Annotated in this window: 14 protein-coding genes and 1 other RNA gene; 7 read left to right on the forward strand and 8 right to left on the reverse strand. The window is 52.7% G+C overall.

What is annotated here, in order from left to right; genetic code table 11:
• Positions 1-33: 33 nt before the first annotated feature.
• From Pla144_RS15320 to galK, 4 genes are all read left to right on the forward strand, one after another.
• A complete protein-coding gene (locus Pla144_RS15320) occupies positions 34-369 on the forward strand; it encodes a rhodanese-like domain-containing protein (protein ID WP_146451546.1) in 336 nt (111 codons plus the stop codon).
• A 108-nt stretch (positions 370-477) separates the two neighbouring features.
• Positions 478-1,710 carry a CCA tRNA nucleotidyltransferase gene (locus Pla144_RS15325; RefSeq protein WP_146451547.1) on the forward strand — a complete coding sequence of 411 codons (1,233 nt, stop codon included), beginning with the start codon at positions 478-480 and terminating at the stop codon, positions 1,708-1,710.
• 167 nt (positions 1,711-1,877) lie between these two features.
• Positions 1,878-2,609: a 3-keto-disaccharide hydrolase gene (locus Pla144_RS15330; protein ID WP_146451548.1), complete on the forward strand. Its 732-nt coding sequence runs from the start codon at positions 1,878-1,880 to the stop codon at positions 2,607-2,609.
• Positions 2,584-3,798, forward strand: coding sequence for a galactokinase (gene galK / locus Pla144_RS15335; protein WP_197530719.1), 1,215 nt, complete (start codon positions 2,584-2,586; stop codon positions 3,796-3,798). Before Pla144_RS15330 ends, galK begins: the two co-directional genes overlap by 26 nt.
• Here galK and Pla144_RS15340 read toward each other — a convergent pair whose 3' ends face one another.
• From Pla144_RS15340 to Pla144_RS15360, 5 genes are all read right to left on the reverse strand, one after another.
• On the reverse strand, positions 3,799-5,274 hold the full coding sequence (locus Pla144_RS15340) for a TolC family protein (RefSeq protein WP_146451550.1): 1,476 nt from the start codon (positions 5,272-5,274) through the stop codon (positions 3,799-3,801).
• A gap of 63 nt (positions 5,275-5,337) precedes the next feature.
• On the reverse strand, positions 5,338-6,918 hold the full coding sequence (locus tag Pla144_RS15345; RefSeq protein ID WP_231936381.1) for an adenylate/guanylate cyclase domain-containing protein: 1,581 nt from the start codon (positions 6,916-6,918) through the stop codon (positions 5,338-5,340).
• A 32-nt stretch (positions 6,919-6,950) separates the two neighbouring features.
• Positions 6,951-7,664 (reverse strand): HAD family hydrolase, encoded by a 714-nt coding sequence (locus tag Pla144_RS15350; protein WP_146451551.1) that lies wholly within the window; start codon positions 7,662-7,664, stop codon positions 6,951-6,953.
• Between the two features lie 100 nt (positions 7,665-7,764).
• The gene (locus tag Pla144_RS15355; protein ID WP_146451552.1) at positions 7,765-8,277 is read right to left on the reverse strand and encodes a peptide chain release factor family protein; all 513 of its coding nucleotides are present in this window, start codon (positions 8,275-8,277) and stop codon (positions 7,765-7,767) included.
• A 468-nt stretch (positions 8,278-8,745) separates the two neighbouring features.
• A complete protein-coding gene (locus tag Pla144_RS15360) occupies positions 8,746-9,030 on the reverse strand; it encodes a response regulator transcription factor (protein WP_146451553.1) in 285 nt (94 codons plus the stop codon).
• A 287-nt stretch (positions 9,031-9,317) separates the two neighbouring features.
• Between Pla144_RS15360 and rnpB the strand changes: the two genes are divergently transcribed.
• Positions 9,318-9,692: RNase P RNA component class A (gene rnpB / locus Pla144_RS15365), an RNA gene on the forward strand.
• A 114-nt stretch (positions 9,693-9,806) separates the two neighbouring features.
• On the opposite strand, the gene Pla144_RS15370 is transcribed toward rnpB, so the two are convergent.
• Positions 9,807-10,391 carry a hypothetical protein gene (locus Pla144_RS15370; RefSeq protein ID WP_146451554.1) on the reverse strand — a complete coding sequence of 195 codons (585 nt, stop codon included), beginning with the start codon at positions 10,389-10,391 and terminating at the stop codon, positions 9,807-9,809.
• A gap of 352 nt (positions 10,392-10,743) precedes the next feature.
• Entirely contained in the window at positions 10,744-11,682 is a 939-nt protein-coding gene (locus Pla144_RS15375; protein ID WP_146451555.1) for a sugar phosphate isomerase/epimerase family protein, read from the reverse strand.
• Positions 11,683-11,905: 223 nt separating this feature from the next.
• Between Pla144_RS15375 and icd the strand changes: the two genes are divergently transcribed.
• Both icd and Pla144_RS15385 read left to right on the forward strand, forming a co-directional pair.
• On the forward strand, positions 11,906-13,153 hold the full coding sequence (gene icd, locus Pla144_RS15380; protein ID WP_146451556.1) for an NADP-dependent isocitrate dehydrogenase: 1,248 nt from the start codon (positions 11,906-11,908) through the stop codon (positions 13,151-13,153).
• Positions 13,154-13,305: 152 nt separating this feature from the next.
• Entirely contained in the window at positions 13,306-13,719 is a 414-nt protein-coding gene (locus tag Pla144_RS15385) for a hypothetical protein (RefSeq protein WP_146451557.1), read from the forward strand.
• Positions 13,720-13,736: 17 nt separating this feature from the next.
• Here the strand turns inward: Pla144_RS15385 and Pla144_RS15390 are convergent, their stop codons facing one another.
• Complete coding sequence (locus Pla144_RS15390; protein WP_146451558.1) at positions 13,737-14,720, reverse strand: hypothetical protein; 984 nt, start codon at positions 14,718-14,720, stop codon at positions 13,737-13,739.
• Between the last annotated feature and the right edge of the window lie 29 nt (positions 14,721-14,749).

A 14,749-nucleotide genomic window follows, 5' to 3' on the forward strand; every position in this document is an offset into this window, starting at 1 on the left:
GTGCGTTCGGTTTGAGAGTACAAGCAGCGACCCATGGCAACACTCCCCCCTGAGATCTCCTGTGCAGAACTTCAGTCGCTCCGAGAGTCGGGCTCTGATCATCTGCTGGTCGATTGCCGCGAGGCCGATGAGCACGCTCTCGTCGCACTCCCCGGGGCGACGCTCTTGCCCATGAGTCAATTGGTCGAACGCGTCAGCGAAATCGAAGGCCACAAGCAATCCCACTTGGTTGTTTACTGTCACCTGGGAGTCCGCAGCCAGCGGGTGTCCCAATTCTTGCGCGAGCAAGGATTTACAAAGGTGCAGTCGCTCGCAGGAGGCATCGACGGGTGGGCCGAAGCGATCGATCCCCAAATGGTTCGATACTAAGATATTGTTTGAACATGAGCTAACAGAGATAACAGAGATTGGATATGTTTTTCTAGTATTGGTTGCTTATGCTCTTCAAAAATCATTTTATAAGTTTGCTGCACCCCAATGTCTCGTCCCTCCAGTCAACGTGATTTTGCCTTGCAAATTGTCGAGCGGCTCCACCAAGCTGGGTACGAGGCGATGTGGGCCGGGGGGTGTGTGCGGGACCAATTGCTGGGGCTTGTGCCAAAAGACTACGACATTGCCACCAACGCGCGGCCCGCAGAGATTCAGGCTCTCTTTGGCAAGCGTAAGACCCTGGCCATTGGGGCGGCGTTTGGAGTGATCGGCATTCTCGCAGGTCGTGGCCGCGAACCGGTGGAGGTGGCTACTTTTCGCTCTGATGGGGCTTATCTTGATGGTCGTCACCCCCAGTCGGTTGTTTTCACGACGGCCGAACAGGATGCCCAGCGCCGCGATTTTACCATCAACGGATTGTTCTACGATCCGCTTGCTGACGAGGTAATTGACTACGTCAACGGGCAGGCTGACCTAGCCGCGGGTATCATCCGCGCAATTGGCAATCCACGTGACCGGTTTGCCGAAGACAAGTTACGGATGCTGCGTGCCGTGCGATTTGCAACGACATTCAACTTTGAGATCGAAGTAGAAACACTCGCCGCAATTCGGCAAATGGCAGCTGAGGTGACCGTGGTGAGTGCCGAACGAATCGGTGCAGAGCTAGAGAGGATTCTCATCCATCCCCGCCGGAGTGTGGGGGTCCAACTTTTAGAGCAGAGCGGCCTTTTGCGACCCTTATTACCTGAGTTAACAAGTTATGGGGAGGATAACCCTCACGCGTGGCATGAGATCCTTGATGTGCTTGACAGGCTCGATACGGAAAACCTCTCAACAGCTCTCGCAGCATTGCTTCACAAGGTGTGTAATCCCCATCAGGTGGCCGCTTGTGCCCGAAGATTTCGCTGGACGAACAAACAGATAGAACTGTCGGTCTGGTTAGTGAGAACACTGGAAATGGTTAGCGAAGCAGTTTCCCTTCCCTGGCCACAATTGCAGCGCGTACTGGTTCATGAGGGGGCAAATGAATTAATCAGGTTGGGAACAGCCGTCTTCGGTGCGAAGGACGCTGGGGTTCAACACTGTATTGCAAAACTAGCATTGCCTGAGAGTCAACTCAATCCACCCCCACTACTGAATGGCGACGATCTTGTAAGCCATGGCCTGGAGCCAGGCCCTCATTTTGCCTCTCTACTGACAGCAGTCCGCGATGCCCAGTTAGAAAGCCGCATTACAAATGTTGATCAGGCGTGGGCACTAATCCAGAAACTCAAGCCCTGACCGCTTTTGTTAGCCGCGACGCGCCGACGAGTCCTGCTCGTCCAAGCGGAGCGCGTCGGCCAAGCCAACGCGTTTATCTCCTTACGCAGGGAAGTGAGACCTGCTAAAATCGCAGAAATTCCGCTTCTCACTTCGTCCACTTTATTGATTGTAATTGGGGTATTATCATGTCGTTCCCACGATACCATTGGCATCAACATGCCGTTCTGGCCGTCACCTTGCTCGTCCTGGCGAATTCACCAGCCTTGGCTGCGGATAACCAACTTACCCCTGCCGAGGAAGCAGCCGGTTGGCAACTCTTGTTCGATGGTGAGAGCCTTGCAAACTGGAAGAACAATAATGGAGCGCCGATCGCGGACGGTGCAGTTCAAGATGGCACAATCAATACCCATAGTATTGGTGGCTACATTTTGGTCTACGATCAAGAGTTCAGCGACTTTGAAGTTTCTTGTGACGTCAAAATGCCTCCGGGTGAGTGCAACTCTGGACTGTTTGTACGAATCGAAGATTTGGCCGACCCTGTTTTCACTGGCCTGGAAGTGCAAGTATTCTCTCCTCCTGGATTGGGTTTGCATGATTTTGGAGCGATTTACGATCTGGTCCCACCCGCGACTATCGCCACTCGCGAACCCGGCGAGTGGAATAATCTGCTGGTTCGTTGTGAAGGTCCCATGATTTCTGTTTCTGTAAACGGCCAACTTGTAAACGAATTAAATTGCGACGAACTCGACCAACCGGGCCTGCGAGCTGATGGGTCCGAGCATAAGTTTCGACGTGCCATTAAGGATTTTGCTCGGAGTGGGTACTTCGGACTACAAGACCACGAGAGCGACGTGTGGTTCAAGAATATCAAATTACGGGAACTCCAAGCCGATGAGCAAGACAAATCCAACGAATGAGCTATCTCTGGCGGAGCTCGCTCAGCGTGCTGCGTCGACGTTCCATGAGCGATTCGGCCGGCCTGCGACCGTTGTGGTGGCTGCCCCCGGTCGGGTGAACATTATTGGGGAGCATACGGACTACAACGACGGCTTTGTCTTGCCGATGGCGATCGACCGCTACACCGTCTTGGCTGGCGACGCGTGCAAAGAGGGCCGAAGTCCGCGCGCCGCCCGTATTTTTAGCTCAACGATGAACGAAGAAGAGGCGATCTGCCTGGCCGGCGAGCATTCTCCGCCTCTCCCCACGTGGGCGAAGTATATTCGCGGCGTGTTCGACGCTGCAGCAGAGCACGGATTGGTGCCCCCAGCGTTTGATGCCGTGATCGATTCCACGGTTCCGCTCGGAAGCGGGTTATCAAGCAGTGCTGCGTTGGAAGTTGCCACTGCTACTTTTCTGGAGGAACTTGCTGACTGCAAGCTCGACCCCAAGACCAAGGGGCTACTATGCCAACAGGCCGAGCATCGGGGGGCTGGCGTTCCTTGCGGCATCATGGACCAGTTCAGCAGCGTACTCTGCGAGGCTGGACATCTCATGTTGCTCGATTGCCGCAATCAAGAAACGAAGATGGTTCCGCTTACCGATCCGAGCGTGACCGTATTGATTACGAACACCAACGTGAAGCATGAGCTCACGGGAGGAGAATATGCCGAACGTCGTCAGCAATGTGAAGCGGCGGCCAAGATACTCCAGGTATCCTCTCTCCGCGAGGCGACCGCCGCCGATTTGGAACGTAGTCGAGACAATTTGGACGATGTTCATTATCGTCGTGCCAGGCATGTGATTAGCGAGATCGAACGGACTACGCGGGCAGCCGAGGCAATTGCGGCTGGTGATTGGAAGAATGTTGGTGCCCTCATGTACGGAAGCCATGATTCGCTTCGCGACGACTACGAAGTTAGTTGTGAGGAACTCGATGTACTTGTGGAAGCGGCCCGAGAGCTCGGTACCGATTCAGGCGTAATCGGTTCTCGAATGACCGGGGGCGGATTCGGGGGATCAACGGTCACCCTAGTGAGAACGGAGCGTGCAAACGACATCGCCGAGGAAATCTGCAAAAAGTATCGGGATCAGACAGGCATCGAAGCAACGGCATTCGTCACTCCCCCTGCGCGGGGAGCGCACGTAATTAAATCACTCGGTCGATGACTATTCGCAGCGGGATGACGGTTTAGAGCAGCCACTGCGGCAGGTACTGGATTGGCTGCCAAAACCTAATCCTCCCTCACACCGCATGCAAGCCCCATTGCAGCATCCTTCGAGACACAGTTTTGGCACATAGCCACACTCATTGGCAAGCATCCCTTTTGCTTTTTTGAGTTCAACCTGAGCAAGTTTTAATCCAATAACTTGCTCAATGAGCTCGGTCTCTGCTTGATCGATTTCGATACGAAGACTGCTGAGCTGGAATACTGCAACATCATTCACCTCACGAGTCTTTGTGAGGTCTTCCAGCTTTTGACGTAGATCGAGAACCGTTTGCTGTGCAATCACAACACGGTGCTGCTGGAGACCGATTTTATAAACTGCATTCTTAATCTCTGCCGTCGCCTTGTCTTCTGTATCATCGTAGAAAATAGCAAGCTGGCGGCAGCGAACGGGAACTTCATGCTCATTGCATTTGCAACATCGCAGAGCGTGGATAATACCACTACGGGGCTCAGCCGAGCCAACCGTGGAATCGGCGTAGTGTAATACGGCACGAGCAACGGGGAGGGTTACCTTTTCCAGGTTACACAGCAACAGCTCCAGACCCTGCAAGTCTTGACGATTTTGCAGTCCCATCGCAAGTTCTAATTCGGCATCGACCGGTGTCATGTCTGGATACCATTCTATCGCTGGCCAATAGAAGGCGTGCTCATTGATGGGGCAACCAATCAACTGATGCAGTTGGCCATTGAGCTGAAGTCTCAGATACTCCATTTGCGTGAGTCGATCTTCCATTTGGTTGATCTGCTTGAGAATCGTCGTGCGATCGATTCCCTCAGGGAGTTCGATGCCCGATTCACGCATGTTTTGCACTCGTGCGAGTGTCTTCTCTGATTCTTTCGAGGCGTGTTGTAGGTAGTGGTGCTGGGCTTCGAGGCCGGCGAGTTGATAATATGCTGTAAGTGCCACGGCCGCCGATTCGTTGCGAAGCTGACAGGCATGAATCGAGAGAAGATCACGGTCAAGACAGAAATTCTCTTGAACGGATTTGGTATCACACTCGATGATTACCGTAGCCCAATGGCTTTCGAGCTCGACCATATTGGCTACGGCATTGTTTGTAGCCGCGTTGCATTGGCAAGTTGCTGCGTCAAGTAATTGATAGGTCTCCGTGGGGGCTGGCAGGGGCAACAACTCTCCAGCACGGGGAATCTCAGCGGCAAGGTCAGGGGGAGCCTGGTTGCAGTCACACAGGTCGTGGATGCAAGGCGCATGAGGAGTTCGAGGAACCCCGCACTTGGCGCAAGGGCACGCACACCCGGCGAGTACCGCAGCAAGCGGAAAAATCACGATGATAGCAAGAATCCGGAGTTGCATGATAACCAGCGCAGGAGGTTCAATCGGACCACTGCGATAGTTATCGAGAGACGCTTGTAGCGCAGGCAACAGTCGCCCTATTTTTTCCGCAAAGACCACTTAGGTAATCCGTAGCGGTTGCAAGCATCATGCGGAACAGGCCAGGAATTCGGCGACAAGGGCCTATTCTTCGGCAATTCCAAAGACTTGAACTGGAACTCCCTTACCTTTTACTGCTTGGGGCGGCAGGGGGAGGCACGGAGTTTCTGCTGGAAGAAGATTCTTGGTATTCCCCGTAATGAGCAGCCGATGCCCCAAGATTTTGGTTAGAGATTCCACTCGGGACGCCACATTCACGGTGTCACCGATAGCAGTGTACTCCTGCCGTTTGGGCGATCCAATGCTTCCGACAATCGCAGGCCCGGTATTTATGCCCACCCCAATCTGGAGGCCTGGCCAGCCAGCCAATTCCAGTTCGCTCGTGACATCTCCCAGACAGCAAAACAATTGCTGGGCTGCGGTCACTGCCTGCAGGGCGTGATTGGTCGGCTGGACACCAATTCCGAAGAGGGCCATAAAGCCATCGCCTAGAAATTTATTCACCATTCCACCGTGGTTTTCGATGGTCTCAACCGCACCACGAAAAAAGATATTTAGGGCAGCTACCACTTCCTGTGGAGAATGTTTCGAAGAATGCTCAGTAAAATTCCGCACGTCGACAAACATGACGGTAATTTCTTGTTCATTGCCAACGAGTCCTTCCCCTTGCTGCAAGATCTGTCGAGCCGCCTCCTGGCCAACGTGGCGACCAAAGGTTTCCTGAAGTCGTTCCCGCTCCTGCAAGCCTTCAACCATCCCATTGAAACCATCGATCAATGGGCCAAAATCGTCGGCCCTCTGCAAGTTCACCCGAACGTCGAGATCTCCCTCTGAGACGCGAAGCGAGGCATCTTTTAGTTGGCGCACAGGGACCGCTACCAGTTTGCCAAGCATCCAAGCTGTCGTGAGACCAAAGGCAATCGCCACCAGGCCGACTGCGATACCAAATCCAGGAGTCTGATGACTAGCATCAGGCACAACCAACAGCAGCACCAACGAGACAATGGGACTCACCACGGCAGACAATGCCCACAGTATTCCCCGTGCAGTGATATTTAACGGAACTGCACCAGGAACATGAGCAGGGCTCGTTTGCTGGAAGAACACAGGATAAAGCGTCCGTTGACTGACCAACTCGACAGCAAAAAAACTATGTGTGATGGCGATCAATGAGGCGGTTACGAAAGAAGTCACCAAATTCCAGACCACAGCCGGGGAAAGCTTGCCAGGCACCGTAGCCAATGCCGCCGGGAATACTGGAATACACACCAACCAGCTGACTCCGGCTACGATCAGAATCCACCACGGTAGATTGATGACGGTACGCTGAGCAGCGGACAGGGCTACCTGATCAACTTGTTCTCCTCTGAGCATGGCACGATGAATGTTCCGTAGCCAAATTAATGGCGCAGCCCAACAAGCAACGGCGACCGGATAGACAAACAGATTAAACAGTTGCCAACAGAGATCAAATCGTTCACGCTGAGCTTCGGTGAGGATTGGCCAAATCTGCTGTTGGTTATAGAGGATGTTGAATGCACTGCCGATCAGATTCGCCACTATTGGCGAAATGCCGACCAACAAAAGACCATGCCGTTCAGCAAAGGACCAATCTTTGCGATTCGTTAGACTGTCGCATGCTATCGAAGTTGGCGTGGGCTGCACAGTTTATCCTTGCGAGTTTTACTGCGATTAACTCAAGCAACGGCCGCATTGATTTGCAGTAAGAAATCATCGACTTCCGTGAGATCATTTAGCAACAAGTCAGGCTTGGTCGCTAAGAGCTGCTCGCGGGACGCGCCTCCAGTAAGCACCGCGATAGCACAAGCGCCAATACTACGGGCACACTCGACGTCCGCTGGAGTGTCGCCGATTACAAAGACAAGTTCTGTATCGCTGCTTCGCTCTTGAGAATTGCCTGTCCGATGTTGAGCGACATGGGATTGGGCAGCCGCGAGAGCGGCCGCTGCGATATCGTTCCGGTTTGTGCAGTGATCGCCATAACCTCCGAAAGCGAATCGCTGCCAGAGTTGGTAGTGCGATAGCTTGGCACGCGCTCCTGCTGCAATGTTTCCGGTCAGAAGTCCTGTTGCCACATGCTCCGATTTTTCCAACTCATCAAGCAGTTCGACGACACCCGGCAAGATGGTCCCCTGACACAAAGGAAGCATCTCGACTAGACGAGGCACCATGGCTTCGATAAATCGATTCCAGTTGTCACTGTTAACGGCAACTCCATGAGCCTCCATGAGATCTTCAACTATGGCGCGATCGCTGCGACCAGCGAAACGTACTTCGCTAGATATCTTCTCGATGCCAAACAGCGAGCTAAACGTCTCTGCAAATGCTCTCTGTCCCGCTCCACCAGTTTGAATCAATGTGCCGTCTATATCGAACAGAACCGTAACCATAGCTTGCCTTGAGCGAGGAATTTGTACGCGGGACGATTTCTTCGCATTGTAAGGCAGGGGCTTCGATCTGACGAGGCGATACGATTGCTTTGGACTGGACTTAGCGAAGATCTAGCAAACCCCGTCCATTCCTGTGTCGATTCACTGAAAGCAGAGCTGCCGGCTCCAATTTGAGAAGTTTCACCAGTTGTGAACTAGAGATGCCAAGCGAAACCGCTGAGGCTGGGAGATCGAATTCTTGGAAAGCCAATGTATCCAATGCTTCGGCAAGAAGTGCGGGAAAATCCTCATGGGCTACATTCACAGCGAGCCTGTTCCCAACAACCCGACTCTTCCACAGCTGGCTAGGCATGGAATCACTGGAATACACCAAAGTAGAAGTGCGCACTTGGAGGGCCAGTTGAACGCGCAGGCGCTGAATGGCCGTCTCTCGATTCAGCGATTGGCTGCGCCGTTCGGATGCCTCGGCTCGAATTCGCGTAGGACAATGTTCGACTACGACCGCAGTCTCAACCTTATTGCGATGTTGGCCGCCGGGTCCTGATCGCCTCGTCCTGCGAAACTCGCATTCTTTCAGCAAAGTTTCGATCGGAAGTTGTGCAGGATGAGGCATGAACCCATGATAATCAACACGGCAGAGGCCGCGTTTGATTTCGCATTGAGCTTACTTGCTTTCATAAGGAGCACCCGACACAGAACGAAGTATGTCGAGGGTGCAATAGAGTACGAATCCGCCACAAGCAAAGAGTAAGACTGGGCTAAGCATTAGAAGTCTCCTTAATAGCTAGAAGAATGGTTATTTCCGTCCACCACCTGAGATGCGTCTCAAGCATCTCATGCGAAATTAGTGCGAATTTGATGCCAAACAGATCTAAGCGGCATTTCCTCCCAAAACTGGATGACTAATTTGCCTAACCGGCAAATCTTTACAGGAATGGGCTGTTTTCAACGCGCAGCACTACAAAGGTTTTGCAGCATCTACAACTAAAGGGGCGGAATTGCAGAAATTTCGACCGATCGAAACACCGCCAAGATAGCGTAAATTTCTCGCCCCAGTTGCGGAAAGCAGCGCGTGCAAATCCTAGTTCCAACCGTCGTTGCTACGGCCGCTTTTGCGCTTTTCTGAACGGGTCAGCTTATCTTCCAAAGGGCTGATCTTGTACTTGATGGCAAGCCGAGTCAGCAAAGTCGCCTTGTCAGTTCCCAACGTCTTCATCGCAGCGGCTTTATGATTGTCTACCGTGCTAACTGCCAAATCCAGGATGTAGGCGATTTCTTCCACAATACACCCTAAACTAACCAATCGCACTACCTCCAATTGACGCGGAGTCAATGCGGCGATCCGATCTTTCATTTTGCTCGACATTTTTTCTGTTCTCTGTTTTCGGACTTAATACAAAGTAAATAAACCACTCTTGATAGCATCGCAGCTTGTTCGCCTAAAGTGAATACCTCAATCCGGGGGGGGCAAACAATTGGCGAATACCTTCCTCTCACTTCATTCTAGTGAGAAAAGGCGAGAGGTCAAAACCTATCAGTCCTTGGACTATTCGGAAGTCGATTGAGCCAGTGATATCCTGCGATGACCGCCAATATGACAAATTGTCCGGGTCCTACGCCGCGCAGAATTTACACGCTATGATAGTTATTCCTGGAGAGGACCGGGTGGCCGCCGGTTCGCCTAGCGCGAACGGGAGGAAAGTCCGGGCACCAGAGGATAGGGTGGTGGGTAACGCCCACCGGTCGCGAGACTAGGGAAAGTGCCACAGAAAAGATACCGCCGATGGGAGCTCTCGGCTTCACAGGTAAGGGTGAAATGGTGCGGTAAGAGCGCACCAGCAGATGGGGTGACCCGTTTGGCTTGGTAAACCCCACCCGGTGCAAGGCCAAACAGGAAGCAGAGTCGGTCCGACTCGTTACGACTTCCGGGTAGGCCGCTGGAGGTCACGGGCAACCGTGGTCGTAGAGGAATGGCCACCAATCCGCCAAGGCGGATCACAGAACCCGGCTTATTGGTCCTCTCTGGATTTTACGAAGAAAACCGCCCCGACCGATAGACTCGGCCGGGGCGGTTTCTGAATGTGCCCATTAGACCTTTGTGCTGCAACGCTGCAAGCGTAAGAGTATTTCGTAAGTTTCTGGTTAGAAACGGGGTTGCACCGGCTTGAAAGGCATCGGAATCGTTTGCGGCTGGTGATTGTTCGCCGTTGGCTGATACCCGGACTGTGGAATCTGCGGCTGCTGCGACGTACCACCAAGGTGAACATTATTGTTGACCACTGGACGGGGCTGACTGGTCTGTGCAGCGGCTTGAGGTGTTTCCTTGGAATTGCCAGACCGCTCATTGGGGATCATTTCCTCGCCAATGACCTGCAATAGCTTGGAAATACACAGCTTATTCATGCTGGTACGCAGGTCATGCGCCTCCGTCCGGAGATACTCGTGCATGCTTTTGGGCAACCGTACGGTAATCACGCGGGTTGGTTCGGTCTCGGGATCTGCAGAATTTCTCTTTTCACGAAGCTTGACCAGCATCTTTTGAATACGATCAAACTCGTCCGTTTGCTCAAACTTGGTGAGCTCTTCAAAGGAAGGGAATCGAGTACGAACAATACCATCGATACCGAGAACTTCGCGAAAGAATGTCACCCAATCTGGTTCTTGACGATAAAGATTGTCGGCGACTTGCAAAACTTCCCGATAGGTTTCTTGAGCTTGGGCTAGCACGATAAGTGTCTCCTTACGCTTTCTTGCAGGGTTTCCGTGTGAATGGCCGCTGCGGCCTCCGTGTTTGCTCCCAGTATCAGCTAGCGATCAAATGAATCACGTAGACCCTTGCACTGCTTGCACTTACGTCGATTCCGGTGGGCTGCCTATTTTAGGGCAGTCCCTGCATCACGGGCGTTTTGCCGGTCTGCTTAATAAATAGGCACCACTGGACTTCCGCTTTTGTCAGGTGTCCACTTCGCGGGAGTACTTTCAGTATTGCGAATAAATCATGGAATCATGCTCAAAACCCATGAAAAAAGGCGGCCTTAGGGCCGCCCGGGAAAAGTATCGTTTTTTTCTAATTTTTCGCTCAAGTTATTTGATCACGGACCCGCTCGAGCAATCGCTTGGTCAACAAGACCCCTTCGACTTCGGATTCTGGCTTTGCCCCTTCCCACTCGATACCGACATAACCGTGGTAGCCGGCATCCGTTACGATCTTCATCATCTGCAGGTAATCGATTTCAGACTCATTTCCGTCTTCATCAAAGATATGCGACTTCGCACTCACCGCCTTGGCATACGGCATCAATTCCTCGACACCTTTATATTTGTCGTACCACACCCCTGGGCTGGTCTGAAAATTGCCAAAATCCGGGAGTGTGCCGCAATTTGGCAGGTTTACCGATCGAATGACTCCCGCAAGCCAAGTCCCGTCCGAGGAGAGTCCGCCATGATTCTCGACGATCACGTTGATATCCTGTGGGGCGGCGTATTCGCTTAGTTTTCGCAGTCCATCGGCTGCTAGCTTGGCCTGTTCTTCCGGCGAGCCCTGGGAGCGAGCGTTTACACGGATCGAATGACACCCCATCTGTTTCGCCGCATCAACCCACTCATGGTGCTTGGCAACTGCTAGCTGTCGTTTGGCGGCATCAGGGTTCCCCAAATCCCCCTCACCATTGGGGATATCGCACATAATCAGCAGGCCCTTTACCCCCGCATCCTCGCTTTTCTGGTGCATTTCGTCCATGTAGGCCAAGTCCTGGGCCTTGTCGGCAAAGGGCCCCATCCAATACTCGACGGCGTCCACGTCGAAATGTTCCTTGCAGAATGGTCCGAAATCTCGCGGATCGAGCTCACCCTTCCCGATCATCTTGTGCAACGAGTATTCAGCAACGGATATCTTAAAGGGCATGGAGGATTCCTCTGCGGCATGCAAAAGTGAAGTTGATAATCCCCCGAAAGCGGCTCCCGCCCCGACCAGGGACACTGTGGACAAGAAATCACGACGATTAGATGAATGGGGCATAGATAAATTCCTTTGAATGATTCGGAATAGAAACGATCAGAATTGGCAATGTAGTGGAGTATATGAGTCTATCAAATCATAAACAACTAGCTTTGAGGCTTAAGGGGTAGCTGAGCCCATTGACGGGTTGGTAGGATTGGGCCGAAAATCGGCGTCTACTTGCCAGGGTTGTCCGACAGTCGGAAAGGGCCCGTATTCGCACGATATCAGAGAAAGTGAAATAATGACCGCAGACAAATCGGGCCAAACGATTAAGAAAGACGGAGATTGCCTCATAGTCCCCGACCAACCGATTATCCCTTTCATCGAAGGAGATGGCATCGGCCCCGATATCTGGCGGGCCAGTCAGCGGGTTTTCGATGCAGCCGTCGAAAAAGCCTTTGATGGAAACCGCCGAATCGAGTGGAAAGAGGTCCTGGCGGGCGAGAAGGCATTCAATTCCGTCGGGAGTTGGCTACCGGACGAGACACTTGATGCATTCCGCACTCTGCTGGTAGGTATAAAAGGCCCACTCACGACCCCTGTGGGTGGCGGAATCAGGTCATTGAACGTTGCCCTTCGCCAAATTCTGGACCTTTATGTCTGTCTCCGGCCTGTCCAGTACTTCACGGGTGTTCCGTCTCCCGTGAAAGCACCGGAGAAGACCGACATGGTCATCTTCCGTGAGAACACCGAGGACATCTATGCTGGGATCGAGTTCCAAGCAGGTAGCGATGATTGCCGGCAGTTCTGCAAGATATTCTCCGAGGCCTTCCCCGAGCGCTGGAAGAAAGTTCGTTTCCCTGATTCGGTTGGCATCGGCATCAAGCCTGTAAGCAAGGAAGGCACGACCCGTCTCGTTCAGGCCGCGATTCAATATGCCATCGCTAACGGGCGCCGCTCCGTTACTCTGGTCCACAAAGGCAACATCATGAAGTTCACTGAAGGTGGCTTCCGTGATTGGGGCTACGAATGCGCGCAAGTTCATTTCGGCGCCAAAGAGGTAGATGGCGGTCCCTGGTGCCAAATCCCTGAAGGCAAGCCGGGTGCTGGAATCGTAATTAAGGATGTGATCGCCGATGCAATGCTGCAGCAGATCCTCACTCGCCCAGAAGACTACGACGTGATCGCCACTCTCAATCTCAACGGAGATTATATCAGCGATGCGCTCGCCGCCTGCGTCGGTGGCATAGGCATCGCACCGGGGGGAAATGTTAACTACCAAACGGGACACGCCATTTTCGAGGCAACTCACGGCACAGCCCCCAAATACGCCGGACAAGATAAGGTGAACCCTGGCTCGGTGATCCTCTCCGGAGAGATGATGTTCCGCTATCTCGGCTGGACCGAAGCGGCAGACCTCATCATCCGTGGCCTCAACGGAGCGATCAGCGCCAAAACAGTCACCTACGATTTCGAGAGACTAATGGACGGGGCCACACTCCTGAAGTGCAGTGAGTTTGGCGATGCGGTAGTAAAGCACATGGCCTAGCCTCTCCGAACCACGCGAACTGAATGTTAATAGTAAATGAAGTCATTCCTTGACAACCCCCCACCAGCGATTTCTACTACTTAATCACACTACAGCGACCTATTTGTTACCCAAGAGATTCTTGCCACCCCCGATTAAGAGGTTTGCATCCCATGCACTATCGCCTTGTTTTGAGTATGTTGGCCCTTTTGTTTACAGCCAGTGTTGTGCAGCCCGCCCAGGCTGTTCTGCAATTTCAAAAAGAATTTGTCAATCTTTACGTCGGTGATGACAAGGAGAGCGATTGGGCTCTCGAGGTAAAAGCAGCCAAGTGTTGGGTCTGTCATCAAGGTAAACTTCGTAAGCATCACAATCCTTATGGCCAGCTCTTGGTGCCTTTGCTCGATAAGAAGAAAGATGCCAAGAATCCAGAGAAGATTGTCGAGGCTCTCAAGAAAGTGGCCGACATGCACTCCGTCGAAGGAGATGACAAGAGCCCAACTTTTGGCGAGTTAATAAAGTCAGGCAAGCTACCGGGCGGTTCTCTCGATGATTGCAAGAAGGAACCCGAAACAACCGAGGAATAATCCTACACCGTCTTCGCCTAGCACTCGGCTTCAAACGAGCCAAACACAGACAATCGATCAGCCCCGTGGATATTCACGGGGCTGATCGTGTTTAGAGCTTTCGGGACTGCAGGCCGTGACCAGCGAAGTGCGCAAGTCATCAACAAGATGACTACCAGCACAAGCCAACCCGCTCCGCGAAGAGTTTTTCGTTCGTAATCTCCCAGCACAATACTGACCAGCCTTTGAAGAAGAAGCAGAGTTCCAGAAAGTGCAGCCACAAAAACTAGCGTAGCCGCTAGGCTATCACCCATCAATGCGCCGCGAGTCGCAACTGAAGTGCTAGCCAAAAGCCAGATCCCAACCGGGATCTGCAGCAGAGTTGAGAGCAATGCTACAAGCCCCGCCTTACGAATTGTTTTGCTCTGCTGAGGCGATAAATCTGCAGTCTCCGCGGTGATCATGGACAGTGTAGCAATCGCTGCCACAGCCAAGGAAGATAGACCAAAGTGAAACGACAATGCCAACACATGTCCCTGCGTCATCAAACTGAGAAGGGTTGGACGATCAAGGACAGCCTCTGCTGTCCATTGAGGGTTTGCTGCAAGTTGCCCAATGATTGCCATCAATGGGGGGAAATGGTACAGCAAGTTGGTCGCCGACAAGAGGGCCAGCAATTTCCCCAACCATGATCTGTGCCGAAGAAAATTCCAATCCAGCGCCAGCGGCAGCAGGCAAACCAGCGAGAACACCAACTCAGCAGCAGCAAAGCAGTACGCCCGCACCGGAAACCTGGCCAGAGCCTGAGACAAACCCTCACCGGGAATGATCATCCAGAGCAAAACTCCAGTTACCATCCCCAGCAGCAAAGCCACCACTGACCACCGCATCATCCGCAGTCGCGATATGGTTTCCGACTCTCCACCACCTTTGAGCCACAGATAGCAGAGCGGCCCAGCACTAGCCAGATTCATGGATAACAGATGAATCGCCAGAATCAACGCTGCAATGAGTTCGATCACTAATTCACTTCTCTTCTGCCAGCCAATCA

Origin of the sequence: Bythopirellula polymerisocia, assembly GCF_007860015.1 — a bacterium.
Classification (GTDB): domain Bacteria; phylum Planctomycetota; class Planctomycetia; order Pirellulales; family Lacipirellulaceae; genus Bythopirellula; species Bythopirellula polymerisocia.

What these genes read in the sequence shown, in the direction of transcription:
- Pla144_RS15320 (WP_146451546.1), top strand. Translation starts at nt 34, where the DNA reads ATGGCAACACTCCCCCCTGAGATCTCCTGTGCAGAACTTCAGTCGCTC.
- Pla144_RS15325 (WP_146451547.1), top strand. Translation starts at nt 478, where the DNA reads ATGTCTCGTCCCTCCAGTCAACGTGATTTTGCCTTGCAAATTGTCGAG.
- Pla144_RS15330 (WP_146451548.1), top strand. Translation starts at nt 1,878, where the DNA reads ATGTCGTTCCCACGATACCATTGGCATCAACATGCCGTTCTGGCCGTC.
- galK (WP_197530719.1), top strand. Translation starts at nt 2,584, where the DNA reads ATGAGCAAGACAAATCCAACGAATGAGCTATCTCTGGCGGAGCTCGCT.
- Pla144_RS15350 (WP_146451551.1), bottom strand. Translation starts at nt 7,664, where the DNA reads ATGGTTACGGTTCTGTTCGATATAGACGGCACATTGATTCAAACTGGT.
- Pla144_RS15355 (WP_146451552.1), bottom strand. Translation starts at nt 8,277, where the DNA reads ATGCCTCATCCTGCACAACTTCCGATCGAAACTTTGCTGAAAGAATGC.
- Pla144_RS15360 (WP_146451553.1), bottom strand. Translation starts at nt 9,030, where the DNA reads ATGTCGAGCAAAATGAAAGATCGGATCGCCGCATTGACTCCGCGTCAA.
- Pla144_RS15375 (WP_146451555.1), bottom strand. Translation starts at nt 11,682, where the DNA reads ATGCCCCATTCATCTAATCGTCGTGATTTCTTGTCCACAGTGTCCCTG.
- icd (WP_146451556.1), top strand. Translation starts at nt 11,906, where the DNA reads ATGACCGCAGACAAATCGGGCCAAACGATTAAGAAAGACGGAGATTGC.
- Pla144_RS15385 (WP_146451557.1), top strand. Translation starts at nt 13,306, where the DNA reads ATGCACTATCGCCTTGTTTTGAGTATGTTGGCCCTTTTGTTTACAGCC.